General features: G+C 42.3%; 15 protein-coding genes. 13 read left to right on the top strand and 2 right to left on the bottom strand.

All coding sequences use genetic code 11. The features are described from left to right. Positions 1-71: 71 nt before the first annotated feature. The 11 genes from ACTD55_RS02670 (at position 72) to ACTD55_RS02620 (ending at position 11,498) form a co-directional block, all read left to right on the top strand. Positions 72-1,307, top strand: a complete 1,236-nt coding sequence (locus tag ACTD55_RS02670; RefSeq protein ID WP_438862775.1) for a tetratricopeptide repeat protein — start codon at positions 72-74, stop codon at positions 1,305-1,307. A 288-nt stretch (positions 1,308-1,595) separates the two neighbouring features. After that, entirely contained in the window at positions 1,596-2,012 is a 417-nt protein-coding gene (locus ACTD55_RS02665; RefSeq protein ID WP_438862757.1) for an HvfA family oxazolone/thioamide-modified RiPP metallophore, read from the top strand. Positions 2,013-2,111: 99 nt separating this feature from the next. Then, positions 2,112-2,948, top strand: coding sequence for an HvfB family MNIO-type RiPP peptide maturase (locus tag ACTD55_RS02660; RefSeq protein WP_438862756.1), 837 nt, complete (start codon positions 2,112-2,114; stop codon positions 2,946-2,948). After that, a complete protein-coding gene (locus ACTD55_RS02655; protein WP_438862755.1) occupies positions 2,949-3,716 on the top strand; it encodes an HvfC family RiPP maturation protein in 768 nt (255 codons plus the stop codon). A 210-nt stretch (positions 3,717-3,926) separates the two neighbouring features. Further along, complete coding sequence (gene apt, locus ACTD55_RS02650; protein ID WP_438862754.1) at positions 3,927-4,463, top strand: adenine phosphoribosyltransferase; 537 nt, start codon at positions 3,927-3,929, stop codon at positions 4,461-4,463. 8 nt (positions 4,464-4,471) lie between these two features. Further along, positions 4,472-6,688 carry a DNA polymerase III subunit gamma/tau gene (gene dnaX, locus ACTD55_RS02645; protein ID WP_438862753.1) on the top strand — a complete coding sequence of 739 codons (2,217 nt, stop codon included), beginning with the start codon at positions 4,472-4,474 and terminating at the stop codon, positions 6,686-6,688. Between the two features lie 17 nt (positions 6,689-6,705). Continuing rightward, on the top strand, positions 6,706-7,032 hold the full coding sequence (locus ACTD55_RS02640) for a YbaB/EbfC family nucleoid-associated protein (RefSeq protein WP_438862752.1): 327 nt from the start codon (positions 6,706-6,708) through the stop codon (positions 7,030-7,032). A 41-nt stretch (positions 7,033-7,073) separates the two neighbouring features. Continuing rightward, positions 7,074-7,673, top strand: a complete 600-nt coding sequence (gene recR / locus ACTD55_RS02635) for a recombination mediator RecR (RefSeq protein WP_438862751.1) — start codon at positions 7,074-7,076, stop codon at positions 7,671-7,673. A 138-nt stretch (positions 7,674-7,811) separates the two neighbouring features. Further along, a complete protein-coding gene (gene htpG / locus ACTD55_RS02630) occupies positions 7,812-9,752 on the top strand; it encodes a molecular chaperone HtpG (protein ID WP_438862750.1) in 1,941 nt (646 codons plus the stop codon). Positions 9,753-9,957: 205 nt separating this feature from the next. Then, positions 9,958-10,602, top strand: a complete 645-nt coding sequence (gene adk, locus ACTD55_RS02625) for an adenylate kinase (protein WP_438862749.1) — start codon at positions 9,958-9,960, stop codon at positions 10,600-10,602. A 110-nt stretch (positions 10,603-10,712) separates the two neighbouring features. Further along, positions 10,713-11,498, top strand: a complete 786-nt coding sequence (locus tag ACTD55_RS02620) for an alpha/beta fold hydrolase (protein ID WP_438862748.1) — start codon at positions 10,713-10,715, stop codon at positions 11,496-11,498. Here the strand turns inward: ACTD55_RS02620 and modF are convergent. Then, positions 11,495-12,937, bottom strand: a complete 1,443-nt coding sequence (modF, locus tag ACTD55_RS02615; protein WP_438862747.1) for a molybdate ABC transporter ATP-binding protein ModF — start codon at positions 12,935-12,937, stop codon at positions 11,495-11,497. The genes ACTD55_RS02620 and modF overlap by 4 nt on opposite strands. 165 nt (positions 12,938-13,102) lie before the next feature. On the opposite strand from modF, the gene ahpC reads away from it, so the two are divergent. Beyond that, positions 13,103-13,672: an alkyl hydroperoxide reductase subunit C gene (gene ahpC / locus ACTD55_RS02610; RefSeq protein ID WP_438862746.1), complete on the top strand. Its 570-nt coding sequence runs from the start codon at positions 13,103-13,105 to the stop codon at positions 13,670-13,672. Positions 13,673-13,823: 151 nt separating this feature from the next. Continuing rightward, on the top strand, positions 13,824-15,407 hold the full coding sequence (gene ahpF / locus ACTD55_RS02605) for an alkyl hydroperoxide reductase subunit F (RefSeq protein ID WP_438862745.1): 1,584 nt from the start codon (positions 13,824-13,826) through the stop codon (positions 15,405-15,407). A gap of 105 nt (positions 15,408-15,512) precedes the next feature. On the opposite strand, the gene ACTD55_RS02600 is transcribed toward ahpF, so the two are convergent. Further along, positions 15,513-15,806: an excalibur calcium-binding domain-containing protein gene (locus tag ACTD55_RS02600; RefSeq protein WP_438862744.1), complete on the bottom strand. Its 294-nt coding sequence runs from the start codon at positions 15,804-15,806 to the stop codon at positions 15,513-15,515. Between the last annotated feature and the right edge of the window lie 329 nt (positions 15,807-16,135).

Raw genomic sequence — 16,135 nt, 5'->3', positions numbered from 1 at the left:
AAAGTAAACAAATTTCATTAAAGAAATGGGTAGCTACTTCTGCTTTGTCTTTCGGTTTTGCTGTAGTTTCCATGCCAACTTTTGCAGCGGATAAAAGTGCTGCATCAGCTCCGGCTGCAGCCATTGTATGCCCGGGTTACCAAAAAAGTTCTACTAATATTATTGGTGAGCGTGCTGGTAAAAAGGTGCAGAAGGCATTCGAAGCCTATTCTGATGAAACAGTAAATGAAGACCTTCGGGTAAAGAATGCGCTGGATATTTTGTTGGATATAGAAACTGAAGGCTTTGACCGAGCTTACGTGGATAAGTTTATTGGTAGTTTGTACGCATCTATCGATCCTAAAAAATCATTGTTTTATTTTAAACGTGCAACTGATGCCGACATTCTTAATGACAGTGAACAAGCTGCATCATTAAAGACGGTTGGTGATTTGCAAATGATGGATAAGAATTACGATGGAGCGATAGCTGCTTACAATAAGTGGATGTCGTTTACTTGTAAGGAAGATGCAGAAGTTTATACAAGAATATCTCAAGCTTATTATGAGTCAGGCCAATTACCTAAAATGGTAGAACCTGCCCAAAAAGCGATTGACTTGAATAAAGCTGCTGGAAAACTTAATAAGAATCCATATTTGCTTAAGCTAACTTCATTTTACGAACGTAAAATGTATCCGCAGACTGTGGCTGTAGCAGAAGAATTAGTTCGTATCTTTCCTGACAATAAGCAGTGGTGGGTACAGTTAGGCCAGTTTTATTTCTTGGTTGAGGATTACAAGAAAGCGTTATCTACTCTTGAAATTGCTTACAATCAGGGCTATTTGGAGAAGCCAAATCAAGTTAAAATTTTGGCTCAGCTATATGCTACTAACGAGATCCCCTATAAAGCGGCAACTTTATTGGAGAAGCACACTAAATCAGGTTTTATAAAGTCTGATGAAAAAGTGCTATCGTCGATGGCAAATAGCTTTCATCAGTCGAGAGAATATAAAAAGGCTGCTTTTTATTATGGCAAGGCTGCTGACTTAAGCAATGATGCTGATCTTTATCGTAAGCAAGGTACGTTGTTACTTGCTGCTGAAGACTATAAAGGTGCCATATCTGCATTGAATAAATCACTGAAAGGTAGCGATAAAATTGGCCGTATTCATATGGCATTGATGGAAGCCTACTTTTACCAAGGTGATTATAAGTCTGCCTATTTGCATGTTAAAGAAGCAAGTAAGGATAGCTCAACAGCGCGCAGCGCAAGAAGTTGGGAACCTTATATAAAGGAAAAAGCCCGTAATAAAGGCGTAAAAATATAATGTATTCAAAGCCCCGTAAGGGGCTTTTTTAATCTACCTGTAAAATTTTAATTCTGCTTTTCCATTAAACTCTGTTGTCCCTCCATTCATCACTTCGTGATTGTGAATCCTGTTAATCGATTTTATGTTCAAATTGGCGATAATATATACAGATGTTTAATCGCCAAGCCTTTAATGATATTGATAATATTAATTAATTGTTAACGAAATAAATTGAACAACCTTCTGGTCTATAGTTAAGAGCACTCGCAAGGTGCGCATTTAAACGACAATAAATAGGAAAATCACATGAAACAAATCAATAAAACCAATGTGGCAACAGCAATCGGAGCGGTAGTAGTCAGTTTGTCTACCGTTAGTTTTTCAGCTACCGCAAATCCATTTATGGCAGCTCCGCTAGAAGCGGGTTATATGCTTAATGCTGCAGAAGGAAATTGTGGTGGGGACAAAGCCGATAAAAATGCTGAAGGTAAATGTGGTGAAGATAAAGCTAAAAAAGAAGGCAAGTGCGGTGAGGCCAAATGCGGCGCTGACAAGATGAAAAAAGAAGGTAAGTGTGGTGAGGCTAAATGCGGTGCAGATAAAATGAAAAAAGAAGGCAAGTGCGGTGCCGACAAGATGAAAAAAGAAGGTAAGTGTGGTGAAGCCAAATGCGGTGCTGATAAAGCCAAAAAAGAAGGCTCTTGCGGCGAAGATAAAAAGTAAATTCTAAATTTGACAATGTTATGGAAAAGGGTCGGCTTTGCGACCCTTTATATTTAACGCAAGACGGATATTAGGGGGCAAGATATTCTGGTGAGGGGGATGAATAAAAATATTCAGGGAGTCGGGTTAGGATTAAGACGAGATATGCTCAACGAATTGTATAATCATGACGCGTTGAATATCGATTTTTGGGAAGTCGCTCCGGAAAATTGGTCCAAGTTAGGCGGCTATTATGCCAAACAACTAAAGCAGTTAACCTCCAAATATGCTTTTACTACGCATGGGTTATCACTTTCCATTGGTTCGCCAGCGCCAATTGATGTTGTTTTTGTCCAAGAGGTTAAGCAGTTTTTGGACACCCATGATATTGCGTTATATAGCGAGCATTTAAGTTATTGTTCAGGGCAAGGCCATTTATATGACTTAATGCCAATTCCTTTTACTGAGGAAGCCATTCGTTATGTGGTACAGCGGATAAAACAAGTGCAGGATATTCTTGAACGACCGTTAATTTTGGAAAATGTCTCTTACTATGCCGCCCCAGGGCAGGAATTATCTGAGCAACAATTTATAATTTCAATATTGGAAGAAGCGGATTGTCAGTTGTTGTTAGATGTTAATAATATCTATGTTAATGCAATTAACCATCAATACGATGCCGAAAGCTTTTTGACAGCGATGCCAACCGAGCGAATAGCTTACGGTCATATTGCCGGTCACTACGATGAAGCCGATGATTTAATTGTTGATACACACGGGGCTGATGTGATTGAGCCGGTTTGGAAGCTATTAGAAAAGGCTTATCAAATACACGGAGTTTTTCCTACTTTGCTTGAACGAGATTTTAATATTCCACCACTAGATATTTTAATGTTGGAAGTGGACAAGATTAGACAGTTGCAAAGTCGTTATTCTAATAAAAAGTTAATCGCATAGATGAGTCATTTTACAGATATTCAGCAACAGTTTATGCGCCATATTAAACAGCCAGATCGTTTCGGCGCACCCTCTGGTATTGAAGATCGACGTATGAAAATTTATCGAGATCTTTTCTTCAACAATATTCAGGGGTTTCTGACTAATGGTTTCCCTGTTTTGGCTTCGCTATATAGCCAAGAGCAGTGGCAATCATTAGCCCGACAATTCTTTGCCATACATCAGTGCAGTTCACCTTATTTTGTTGATATCAGTCGTGAATTTGTGGATTTTCTGCAACATGAATATGAACCACAAAGTGAGGACCCGGTATTCATGGTTGAACTTGCCCATTATGAATGGGTTGAGTTGGAAGTGAGTATTAGACAAACTGAAACGCCAATCATCTGGTGGGATAATAACAACCATAAACTAAACAATGTAACACTGCATTTTTCTGAGTTAGCTTGGTTATTAAGTTATCCTTTTCCGGTACATAAAATCAGTAGTGAGTATCGTCCGGATAGACCACAAGAATCAGTTTATATTGTAGTGTATAGAAATAGTGATGATGAAGTTCAATTTGTTGAAGTGAATGCGTTAACTGCTCATTTACTTACACTATTGCAACAGAATGGAAGCATGACATTATCGGCATTACAGAGTTCGTTAACTAAGGATCTAAGTTCATTACCCATTGAGCAAGTTTATCAGGGGGCAGAGCAGATTGTAGTGAAAATGCTGCAACAACAAGTATTGGTCGTCAGTGATTCAATAAAGTCAGTCTGAGTTGGCTATTTCAGCTGTTAATTTTCCGGTGTTTCCTTTAATATTTGCGCCTTACTAATCGCTAGGAAAGATTCATGGCAGAACAAAATTTCAAAGATCCGTTTAATCTCAAGTATGCACTAATTGCAGTACTGACATTACTCGCCTTCCCACTATTACATGTTATCTGTGGTTGGACGGTTTTTTATCTTTAATAAACGGAGGAATTAAATGTCCGTTGAGCAAGTTAAATCGTCAATTAGAACCATAGCTGATTACCCCAAGCCGGGAATTCAGTTTCGTGATGTGACATCGTTAATGGCTGATTCGGCCGCTTTCAACCAGACAATTCAGTTGCTTGCAACCCAATATCAAGATATGCAGTTTGATAAAATTGTAGGTACGGAAGCACGAGGTTTTATCTTTGGTGCGCCGCTGGCAATTGCTCTGGGTGTTGGATTTGTGCCTGTACGCAAGCCGAATAAATTGCCCGGTGCCGTTCACAGCCAATCATATCAATTGGAATATGGTGAAGATTGTCTTGAAATTCATCAAGATGCCATCCATCCGGGAGAGAGGGTGTTAATGATTGATGATCTGCTGGCTACCGGTGGGACTATTATCGCTACTGCGACACTTATTCAGAAAATGGGTGGCATTGTGGAACATGCCGGTTTTGTTGTCTCATTACCAGATCTAGGTGGTGAGCGTGCATTAAAAGCGAAAGGCATTACAGCCTATTCATTATGTCAATTTGAAGGCGATTAGGTCACTCGATGAGCTATCAGGTGTTGGCCAGAAAATGGCGTCCACAAAATTTTAGACAATTAGTCGGTCAAGAGCATGTTGTTACCGCTATTTCCAATGCGTTAGATAATAATCGCCTGCACCATGCGTACTTATTTACCGGTACCAGAGGAGTGGGTAAAACCACCATTGCGCGGATTTTTTCTAAAAGTCTAAATTGTGAAACGGGGATCAGTTCAACACCGTGCGGCCATTGTTCAACTTGTCTTGAAATCGATCAAGGTAACTTTATCGATCTGCTTGAGATCGATGCGGCTTCCAGAACGAAGGTTGAAGATACCCGCGAATTGTTAGATAACGTGCAATACAAACCGACCCGCGGCCAATATAAAGTGTACCTCATTGATGAAGTGCATATGTTGTCCAAACATAGTTTTAATGCGTTGTTAAAAACTTTGGAAGAACCGCCTCCTCACGTTAAGTTCTTGCTGGCCACAACCGATCCACAAAAGTTACCTGTCACTATTTTATCCCGTTGTTTGCAATTTAATCTCAAGGCTATGTCCCGTGAACAAATTAGTGGACAATTAAGCTATATCCTTGGGGAAGAGGGATTATCTTCGGAACCCGAAGCATTAAGCCAGCTTGCTCGTGCGGCGAACGGCAGTATGCGTGATGCACTGAGTTTAACCGATCAGGCTATCGCTCAAGGGAATGGACAGGTCAGCTTGGCTATTGTGACCGATATGCTTGGCCTAATGGATAAGAATCAGGTATTAAAATTACTCAAGGCGATATTGGAAGGCCAAAGTAAAGAAGTGATGACGCAGTTAGACCATTTGGCTAGCCAATCGGTTGACTATTCGCAATTACTTGCAGAATTACTCAGTTTATTGCACCAAATTGCGCTAACTCAATTAGTGCCCGAAATCTGTAAGTTAGAAACTATCGCTGCCAGAGCTATTTATCATTTGGCTAGTTCCGTACCAGCAGAACAAATTCAGTTGTTATATCAAATCGCGTTACAAGGTCGTAAAGACTTGCCCTATGCAATGGATGGTCGTAGTGGCATGGAAATGACGTTATTACGCATGCTGGCTTTTAATCCGGAGCGTCAATTGAGTTCCGCACAGTTTATTGCTGAACATCAACCTGTGGTTGAGTCCACACCTGAAACCGCGGCTGCAGATGCTACAACCAATCAGTCAATAAATATTGAAACATCAGAAAGACAGGCAGATTCAGTTGATCAGAATAATGTCGAACAACCACCGTTAGTGGATGACGAACAACTCGATGAATATGAGCAACAGTTAAATCAGCAACAAGAACATATTTGGCAACAAGCTGAGCAAATGCAATCCCAAACTGACTCGCCTGCATTAACTTCCTCAACAGAGCAAACTGACGCAGTAGCAAATGAGTCTTCGTCAACTTCCATATTATCGCAAACCGAAAACTTGTTGGCCTTGCGAAGAGGCTTGCGTCAAACGCAGAACGAGGATCCGCAGCCAAAAAAGTCTGATGCGGTAGAACCCGCCGTTGATATTAAACGACCGGGATCCGTTACTGATAGCCGCATAGAGCAGTATTCAGATATGCCTGACGTGGCCAATACTCAACAGATAATAACAGGTAATTCAGAGTTTTCGTCTACTGACGTTGAACAACAGATATTGCCTTCAGCTGTTGATGATATGCCGCAGAATGACATACCACCCTGGGCAGTCTCTGCTAACCAGAAGCCTGCAGTAGTCGAAGATGATCAGGTTGATATTGATGTTCAAGAGCTACTTAATCAGACGGTTGATGTGCCGGTTAATATCGCCATTCCAACGTTTTTGCCCGATGGTCAAAAAGTCACTCATGCACAACAACTTGATCATTGGAGTGAAGTGATTGAACAAACAGGGGTAGGTGGATTAACTAAACAACTGGCATTGCAATCATCAATGCAAAAAAATAATAATCTGTGTCAATTAACTTTACCTGAGCCATTGTTGCATTTAAGTAATGAAACGGCACAGGCACAATTACAAACAGCATTGACTCAGTTGTGGCAGCAGCCGATTGAATTGCAAGTTACTATTGGTAATCCGCAAAATACACCCTTTGCAATACAGCAAAGTATTAATAGCATGCGTCGTCAATACGCACAGGATGTGATTAATAATGATGACAACATTGAATATTTTAAACAGCAATTCGATGCACAGATCGTCGAAAACAGCATCGAACCGCGATAGACAAAAGAGAGAAAGATATGTTTAAAGGTGGAATGGGCAATATCATGAAGCAAGCGCAGCAAATGCAAGAGCGCATGCAGAAAAGCCAGGAAGAATTAGCCAGTGTTGAAGTTGTTGGTGAAGCGGGCGCAGGAATGGTTAAGGTGACGATGACCTGCAATCATAATGTGCGTCATGTGGAGATTGATCCAAGTCTAATGGATGACGATAAAGACATGATTGAAGACCTGGTTGCCGCTGCAATTAATGACGCAGTGCGTCGAGTTCAACAAACCACACAAGAAAAGATGGCTAGTGTCACCGGTGGAATGCAAATGCCACCAGGTTTTAAAATGCCGTTTTAAGCCAAGTCATTATCACCATTATCAGCAACCGATGAGCCCCAATGAAATTTAGTCCACTGATTACTGAATTGATTACCAGTTTAAAATGTTTACCCGGTGTGGGGCAAAAGAGTGCTCAGCGAATGGCTTTTCACTTGCTGGAGCGCAATAGACAAGGCGCATTGACTCTTAGCCAAACATTGCATAATGCCATGGAACATGTGCAGCATTGTCAGCAATGTCGCACATTTACCGAAAGTCGTTTATGCGATATTTGTGTAGACCCGGTGCGGGGGCAAAGTCGTTTTATGTGTATTGTTGAGTCGCCTCAGGACATGTTAGCGATAGAGCAAACCTCAGAATTCAAAGGGCGTTACTTTGTGTTAATGGGGCATTTATCTCCTATTGATGGGATTGGTCCAAATGATATTGGTTTAGACGAACTGGCGACTATTTTGCAACAGCAAGATATTGAAGAAGTGATTCTGGCTACCAATCCGACTGTTGAAGGTGAAGCCACTGCCCATTACATTGCTGATATTTGCCGGGATAATAATGTTGCCGCCAGCCGAATAGCTCATGGTGTGCCATTTGGTGGTGAACTTGAGTTTATCGATGGCAACACTTTAACTCATGCATTTGCCGGTCGAAAAAGCTTTTAAAAAATTGGATTGCTGAGGAGAGCTAATCAGCTTACTCTTTTATCACTATTTTTAGCGCTCCTAGCTTGAAAAAAATTAGCCTGCCCTTATCTCCTAGCTTGTAATTCAATTAAGCAATGCAGCAGGAGAACAATTGCTATGGCTGAAGTAGCCCATCAAGAAACCCATGGTTTTCAGACTGAAGTAAAACAACTTCTACAACTGATGATCCACTCTCTTTATTCTAATAAAGAGATCTTCCTTCGTGAACTCGTGTCCAATGCCGCCGATGCCGCCGATAAGTTGCGTTTTCGTGCTCTTTCCAATGATGCTCTTTACGAAAATGATGGCGAACTACGTGTACGTATTTCGGTGAATAAAGACGCTGGTACTATTACCATTGCTGACAATGGCATCGGAATGACACGTGACGAAGTCATTGAGCATCTCGGTACGATTGCCAAGTCAGGTACTAAAGAATTCTTTGGCCAGTTATCTGGTGATCAAGCCAAAGATTCACAATTGATCGGGCAATTTGGTGTTGGTTTCTATTCTTCATTTATTGTTGCCGATAATGTCACGGTTAGAAGTCGTGCGGCAGGCGCGGATGCTAGCCAAGGGGTTGAATGGACGTCAGCCGGTGAAGGGGAATTCACGGTAGCCGATATTGAAAAGGCGGATCGTGGCACTGAAATTATTTTGCATCTGCGTGAAGAAGAACACGAATTTTTAGACGACTGGCGTTTACGTTCGATTGTGGGGAAATATTCCGACCACATCAGCATTCCGGTACAGATGTACAAAGAAGAAGTCCCAGAGAGAGAGGGGCCTAAGGGACCAGACGGTGAAGAAGGTGAAAAAATACCTGCGGTTCCTGCCCATTGGGAATCGGTCAATAAAGCTACTGCATTGTGGAACCGTGATAAGTCCGAAGTCAGTGATGACGAATATAAAGAATTCTACAAACATATTTCTCATGATTTCGCCGATCCGTTGCATTGGGCACACAATAAAGTGGAAGGTAAAACCGAATACACCAGCTTGTTGTATATTCCTTCTAAAGCCCCTTATGACTTATGGAATCGTGATCAAAAGCATGGATTAAAACTGTTTGTTCAGCGCGTATTTATTATGGATGATGCCGAGCAGTTTATGCCGACCTACTTACGTTTCGTAAAAGGTTTATTGGATTCCAACGATTTACCGCTGAATGTATCTCGTGAAATTTTGCAAGACAACAAAATAACTCAAGCCATGCGTCAAGGCTGTACCAAACGTGTACTGCAAATGTTGGAGCGGATGGCTAAGAATGATGTTGATAAATATCAGGCCTTCTGGAAAGAGTTCGGTAATGTACTTAAAGAAGGTCCGGCCGAAGATTACGCCAACAAAGACAAAATTGCAGCATTATTGCGTTTTGCCTCGACTGATAATGATTCGGCCGAGCAGACTGTTTCATTAGATGATTATATTGGCCGTATGAAAGAAGGTCAGAACAAAATTTACTTCGTTTCTGCTGACAGCCATAGCGCGGCTAAAAATAGTCCTCATCTGGAAGTGTTCCGCAAAAAAGGCATTGAAGTATTATTAATGTCCGATCGTATTGATGAATGGTTAATGCAGCACCTAACGGAATATGCAGAAAAACCATTGCAGTCGATTAGCCGTGGGGATCTGGATCTAGGTGATCTGGACGATGAAGAAAGCAAACAAGCCCAGGAAAAAGCCGAGCAAGAAGTTAAAGGTGTATTGGAGCGTGCAAAAACCGTCTTGGGTGACAAAGTAACGGATGTTAAGTTTACTCACCGTTTAACGGGGTCACCTGCTTGTGTTGTCGTCGATGAACACGGTATGAGTACCCAGATGCTTAAGCTAATGGAAGCCGCAGGACAACCTGTACCTGAAGCTAAATATACCTTGGAGCTGAATCCTGAACATCAACTGGTTAAATTGATGGCTGATGAACAGGATGAAGCGCGTTTTGCTCAATGGAGTGAGGTATTGTTTGAACAAGCCTCATTGTCAGAGCAGGGCAGTCTGAAAGATCCTGCCGCCTTTGTTCAAAAGCTTAACCAGTTATTACTGGATTTGGCCAAATAAACAGTAATAATTAACCAATGTTTCCGAAGGTTATCAGGTGATAACCTTCGGACTTTGATGGCTAAAAAAGCATGGCTTAAGCGCAGTTAACTTTATATGCACAATTTTTGCGCCAATATGGTGCGCAATAATCTTGTAACCTGTTGATTGAGTGTGTAAAGTCCCGTGTTTAAAATAAACAGAGATACGCGAGAGGAAATACGGTATGCGCATCATTCTTCTTGGCGCTCCCGGTGCAGGAAAAGGCACCCAAGCCCAATTTTTAATGGGTAAGTACGGGATCCCACAAATATCAACCGGCGATATGCTGCGAGCCGCTATTAAAGCGGGGACCGAACTTGGTCTGGCAGCAAAAAAAGTGATGGACGAAGGTAAGCTTGTTTCCGACGATCTGATGATCGGTTTGGTTAAAGAGCGTATAGCCCAGCCTGATTGCCAAAATGGTTTTTTACTGGATGGTTTTCCTCGTACAATTCCGCAAGCGGACGCGATGGTGGAAAATGGTGTCAAAGTCGACCACGTCATTGAGTTTGCAGTACCGGATGATGTGATTGTGTCACGCATGAGTGGCCGTCGTGTTCATCCTGCTTCTGGCCGTGTTTATCATATTGAATTTAATCCACCTGCCAATGAAGGCAAAGATGATCAAACCGGTGAAGAACTGGTTATTCGTCCTGATGATCAGGAAGATACAGTGCGCAAGCGTTTAAGTATCTATCATGAACAAACCGAGCCACTGGTCAGTTACTATAAGAATCAGGCAGAACAGGCACAGTGCCAATATCATCGTATTGAAGGGACTAAACCTGTTGAAGAAGTTAGCCAGACCTTGGCCAGCTTATTAGGTTAACAAAACATATTTATAACGATACTAGCCCACATATTGTGGGCTTTTTTATTTTCATTGACGGATTGCCGATATTTTGTCGGCAACAATTTTAGTTATAAGGCAAGTCAACCATGCAGCAAAATGTGCACACTATTTTCGATGGTGTTCAAGTCAGTGGTACTGGGCAGCCATTGGTTTTATTGCATAGCTCTATGAGTAGTGCAAAACAGTGGGCAAAACTGGTAGAACAGTTAGTTGGATTTCGTCAAATTATTAATATTGACTTGCTAGGTTATGGTAAGGCTCCGCGGCCGGATTTGTCCTGTCCCTTTTCCCTTCAACAGGAAACTCAGCGAATAGAGGCGATTTTAGCCGAACTTAACATTGATCAATTTGATTTGGTCGGCCATTCCTATGGTGGGGCTACCGCATTAAAACTGACCTATGAGCATCCTGAAAAAGTGAACCGACTAGTGATCTTTGAGCCTGTGGCATTCCATTTGTTATCCGCCGATGATCCCGGCCGGCAAGAAGTGGTAAGCCTGGGTAATTCGATGCGTCATATGTCAGATTTTGCGGCCGCAGAATCGTTTCTGGATTATTGGAATGGGGCAGGTTATTTCGCCAGTATTCCCCAACCAATTCAACAACAATTACTCACTCGCGTATATAAAGGTGTGCTTGATTTTACCGCTTTGCTTGGGGAATCCTATCAGTTAAAAGATTATGCCCGGATATCGCAGCCAACATTAATACTGAATGGCGAGCAGACGCGTCATAGCGCAGAGGCTGTTGTGCATGCATTAATGAATACGTTGCCGAATGGACAACGACAACTCACCTCTGGTGGACACATGGCGCCCATAAGTCATAGCCAGGAAGTGAATCAGCATATCATCCGTTTTTTAGCCGACTAATTGTAGTGGCTCATCTCAAGGTGATGATCTATTCCGGCAATCTTATCTTCAGCATGATGGTTAACATATAGCACCGTGGTTTGCTCGGCGGTGCATATATGCTCAATCAGTGCCAACACACGCTGGCGATTGATATCATCCAGCCCTAAACAAGGTTCATCCAAAATCAATAATGTAGGATGTTTGATCATCGCTCGTGCAATCAGAATAAGACGCTGATCACCAAAGGACATTTGCTGAAAACTGTGGTTGGCATAGTGGCTTAAGCCGAGCAATTCAAGCCATTGTTCAGCAATCTGTATTTGCTGCCTTGTGGGCGTATTGTACAAACCAATACTGTCATAAAAGCCTGAAATAATGCTGTGTTTAACGCTACTATTCACCCGATATTGCAAATGTAGTGAATTGGAAATAAAGCCAATATATTGCTTGATCTGCCAAATGCTTTCACCACTGCCACGCTGAAATCCAAACACAAAAATATCATTGGAATAGCATTGTGGATGATCGCCAGTAATCATATTCAATAAACAGGTTTTACCCGAGCCATTCGGCCCACTCAGTTGCCAATGTTGACCGGCATGGATTGTCCAGTCCAGTTTTTCGAAGATAGTTTGTTCACCATAACGCACCGCGATATTTTTCATTCGTACCAGTGGCAGCTCAGGATCAAGTGCTGCTGGACGTTGTGTACTGTTATCCATTGACGGAAGTGCCAAATCGGTGGTTTTCAGATGGAGTAATTGATAAAGGTGTTCGAATTGTTGTTGTTCCTGCCGTTCTATTTGCAAACGCAATGTGCCGTGCTGCATGTAAGCAAAATGGCTAATAAAATCGGGTATTTCATCAAAGCGGTTAAATATCAGTACGAATGTAATTTGACTACTCATTTTTTGTAGTAAGTCAGCCAGTTTTATACTGGTGGTGCTATCCAACCCGTCATAGGGTTCATCGATGATGAGTAACTCGGGGCGATTAATTAGGGCTCTTATTAGCAATAGTTTGCGTGTTTCACCGGTGGATAACGCGGTAAAGCTTCGTTCCAGCAAATGGTTAAAGTTAAACAGTTCAATAAGTTGTTCAAACAGTTCTGCATTAGCTGGGGTCGCCGGGGTTTCTGCATTAAAGATAAGTTCTCTAACAGTCGTTCCTACCGGTATAACGTCCAGTATATCCGCATCGTCTTTTTTGCGTTCTTGTTCAAGTAACGCTTTTAGTGATTCGCTAGAAACGATAGCGGTGCTATCCAAGCTAAGTGAAACCTCGCCTTCTATTACTTCACCGGCTCCCGCCATTAATGCGGCTAATGCAGATTTACCACTACCGTTGGCTCCTACAATGGCCCAGTGCTGGCCGGATGTAATCTGCCAATTTATATCTTTGAGCATAAAGTGCTGATTGAATTGGGCGGAGACTTCGTTAAAACAAACTTGCGTCATGCGCAGACACCTTTGAACTGTGTGGAAATGCTATGGGTTATTTTTAATAGGTAATAACTATCAATGTTATATAAACAATCAATTATACGAATCGCGGTCAGGTCATTAATATGGGTTCCAACGTAAGACGTAAACTTTAAATCAACCCATAAAAGGAAAATTAAAATGAATCAATCCATTATTAATAGCAAAATACTTCCGTTTAACGCAACCGCTTTTCATAACGGTGAGTTTATTGAAGTCTCTGATGCCGATTTGGCTGGCAAGTGGTCAGTGGTGATGTTCTATCCTGCCGATTTCACCTTTGTTTGCCCAACTGAATTAGGTGATATGGCTGACTACTATGAGCAACTAAAAGGGATGGGAGTAGAGGTCTATTCAGTATCAACCGATACTCACTTTACTCACAAGGCATGGCATGATTCTTCAGACACTATCGGTAAGATCCAATTTCCGATGATTGGTGACCCAACCGGCAAAATTACCCGTAATTTCGGGGTCATGATTGAAGAAGACGGTTTGGCATTGCGCGGTACTTTTGTGATTAACCCTGAAGGTGAAATCAAAGTCGCTGAAATTCATGACTTGGGGATTGGCCGCAGTGCGAAAGAATTAGTACGTAAAATTCAGGCTGCTCAATATGTTGCCGAACACGACGGTGAAGTTTGCCCGGCCGCATGGCAGCCAGGTGAAGATACCTTAGCGCCATCACTGGATTTAGTCGGTAAAATCTAACCCATACCGCGACAGATATTGCCCTCACTGTTGAGGGCAATAACAACCCTTTTACAATCATATTCATGCAAAGCCGGATAGGGCGTTATTGCAGGGTTCGTTGCGCGTAAAAAACGAAATAAACATTGTCATCAAGCAACAGGAAAACGTTATGTTAGACCAAAATTTAAAAACACAATTACAGACTTACTTACAGAATTTGAAGACGCCTGTTGAACTGGTCAAATTTGTTGACGACAGCGCAAAATCAACAGAACTGAATGAACTGGTTGAACAAATTACTCAACTGTCACCACTGATTACGTCCACAGCTGGCGAAGGCAAAAACGAACGGGTTCCGTCGATGTTGATCCGTTCAGTGCAGAACAACACCGAAATTCGTTTTGCCGGTGTGCCGCTGGGACACGAATTTACCTCATTGGTATTAGCGTTATTGCACAGTGGCGGTCATCCGATGAAAATTGATGCCGACCTGATCGAACAAGTGCGTCAATTGGAAGGTCAATATCAGTTTGAAACCTATGTCTCATTGAGCTGCCAGAATTGTCCGGATGTGATTCAGGCGCTGAATATGATGGCAGCGATTAATCCGAACATTACCAATGTGATGATTGACGGTGCGCTGTTTCAGCCAGAAGTCGACGAGCGCAAAATCATGGCAGTGCCTTCGGTATTCTTAAACGGAAAATCCTTCGCTCAGGGGCGTATTAGCCTGAAGGAAATTCTCAAAAAGGTAGACAGTAATGCCGCCAAACGGGAAGCCAAAGCATTAGGCAATAAACCTCCTTTCGACTTGCTAGTAGTGGGAGGTGGTCCAGCGGGGGCATCTTCAGCGATTTACAGTGCCCGTAAAGGTATTCGCACCGGTATCGTCGCAGAGCGCTTCGGTGGTCAGGTGATGGATACCATGGCGATTGAAAATTTTATTTCGGTTAAAGCGACCGATGGCCCTAAATTGGTCAGTGGACTGGAACAACACGTACGGGATTACGATGTGGATATTATGGATAGCCAGAGAGCCAAGCGCATTAATCGTGATGAACATAACGGCCTGATTGAAGTCGAGCTGGAAAATGGCGCCCTATTGCACAGTAAAACCCTGATGCTAGCCACCGGAGCCCGCTGGCGTGAAATGAACGTACCCGGTGAACAGGAATATCGTGGTAAAGGTGTGGCTTACTGTCCACATTGCGATGGCCCTTTGTTTAAAGGCAAACCTGTTGCTGTGATTGGTGGGGGAAACTCCGGTATCGAAGCGGCAATTGACTTAGCCGGACTTGTCAGCCATGTCACCGTACTGGAATTCGATACAAAATTACGTGCCGACGAGGTATTGGTGCGTAAAGCCAAATCGATGCCGAATATCGACATTATTGTTAATGCGCAAACCACTGAGGTGACTGGTAACGGCGAAAAAGTGACTGGATTAAACTTTACCGACCGTGTATCAGGTGAAACACAGCATGTGGAGCTAGCCGGGATATTCGTCCAAATCGGTTTAGTGCCGAATACGGAATTTCTGAAAGGCACCGTGGATTTAACCAACCGTGGCGAAATTATTGTTGGTGCGAATGGTGAAACCTCGTTACCGGGTGTATTTGCTGCCGGTGATGTGACAAACGTACCGTACAAGCAAATTATCATTGCCATGGGCAGTGGTGCTAATGCCGCACTGGGCGCCTTTGACTATCTGATTCGATTACCGGTAGAAGATAAGCAAGAGCAGGCGGCCTAGTTGTTACTCGTAATATAACAATCATCTCCATTGCCTGTTGATCAGCGCTGCGCTGGCAACAGGCTTTTTTAATGAGTGTTATCGAAATTGCCTAAGTTATCCTGCTTAAAACCGTGAATCATTTTCGCAAGGGATACCATCATGATCACCGTCCATTTTGGTCTTAGGGCAATGTTTAATGAAATATACGGCCTCTGCGCGGGAAGTCATCTGACTGCAATATTGACGACCATCACAGGTGAAATTTTGTTTGGGTGGAGTGGGAACGGTTTGTTTTACAACAGGTTTAACATAGGCCACAGGCTTATGCTGTACTTCAACCGGCTTGTTAGTTGATTGATTGACGTACTTCCAGCCAACAAACAAAACCAGTGCGATAATCAGTAATTTCTTTAACATAAATATCCTTATTTAAATGTTTTATCGTTGTTATGGATACTAGCTCGTTCAATTTATATTTGCTACGCCAAAACTTTGCATAATCTTAAAATTCAATATAATCATTAGCTTAACTGTTTTTCATTGGTTGACATGATCTTAAATCAACAGCAAAGTGTCGAAATAGAAAACCAGACTATCAGTGTATTAATAAGTCGTTATGCTTGGAGCCAAATTTGTTTAAGAAAATATTGCTGATTGCGTCGGTTATTCGTTAGTTGACTTACCAACTAATCAGTCAGCTTTGTGCCAGAAGCAGACGTTCGAAACTTCAAATTACCCATATTCTT

This window comes from Neptunicella sp. (genome assembly GCF_048268085.1).
Classification (GTDB): domain Bacteria; phylum Pseudomonadota; class Gammaproteobacteria; order Enterobacterales; family Alteromonadaceae; genus Neptunicella.
Note: the sequence above shows the minus strand (reverse complement) of the source record. Positions and strands in the feature narration are given on the sequence as shown.

What these genes read in the sequence shown, in the direction of transcription:
- ACTD55_RS02670 (WP_438862775.1), top strand. Translation starts at nt 72, where the DNA reads ATGCCAACTTTTGCAGCGGATAAAAGTGCTGCATCAGCTCCGGCTGCA.
- ACTD55_RS02640 (WP_438862752.1), top strand. Translation starts at nt 6,706, where the DNA reads ATGTTTAAAGGTGGAATGGGCAATATCATGAAGCAAGCGCAGCAAATG.
- recR (WP_438862751.1), top strand. Translation starts at nt 7,074, where the DNA reads ATGAAATTTAGTCCACTGATTACTGAATTGATTACCAGTTTAAAATGT.
- modF (WP_438862747.1), bottom strand. Translation starts at nt 12,937, where the DNA reads ATGACGCAAGTTTGTTTTAACGAAGTCTCCGCCCAATTCAATCAGCAC.
- ACTD55_RS02600 (WP_438862744.1), bottom strand. Translation starts at nt 15,806, where the DNA reads ATGTTAAAGAAATTACTGATTATCGCACTGGTTTTGTTTGTTGGCTGG.
- ACTD55_RS02660 (WP_438862756.1), top strand. Translation starts at nt 2,112, where the DNA reads ATGAATAAAAATATTCAGGGAGTCGGGTTAGGATTAAGACGAGATATG.
- dnaX (WP_438862753.1), top strand. Translation starts at nt 4,472, where the DNA reads ATGAGCTATCAGGTGTTGGCCAGAAAATGGCGTCCACAAAATTTTAGA.
- apt (WP_438862754.1), top strand. Translation starts at nt 3,927, where the DNA reads ATGTCCGTTGAGCAAGTTAAATCGTCAATTAGAACCATAGCTGATTAC.
- ACTD55_RS02655 (WP_438862755.1), top strand. Translation starts at nt 2,949, where the DNA reads ATGAGTCATTTTACAGATATTCAGCAACAGTTTATGCGCCATATTAAA.
- ACTD55_RS02665 (WP_438862757.1), top strand. Translation starts at nt 1,596, where the DNA reads ATGAAACAAATCAATAAAACCAATGTGGCAACAGCAATCGGAGCGGTA.
- ACTD55_RS02620 (WP_438862748.1), top strand. Translation starts at nt 10,713, where the DNA reads ATGCAGCAAAATGTGCACACTATTTTCGATGGTGTTCAAGTCAGTGGT.
- ahpC (WP_438862746.1), top strand. Translation starts at nt 13,103, where the DNA reads ATGAATCAATCCATTATTAATAGCAAAATACTTCCGTTTAACGCAACC.
- htpG (WP_438862750.1), top strand. Translation starts at nt 7,812, where the DNA reads ATGGCTGAAGTAGCCCATCAAGAAACCCATGGTTTTCAGACTGAAGTA.
- ahpF (WP_438862745.1), top strand. Translation starts at nt 13,824, where the DNA reads ATGTTAGACCAAAATTTAAAAACACAATTACAGACTTACTTACAGAAT.
- adk (WP_438862749.1), top strand. Translation starts at nt 9,958, where the DNA reads ATGCGCATCATTCTTCTTGGCGCTCCCGGTGCAGGAAAAGGCACCCAA.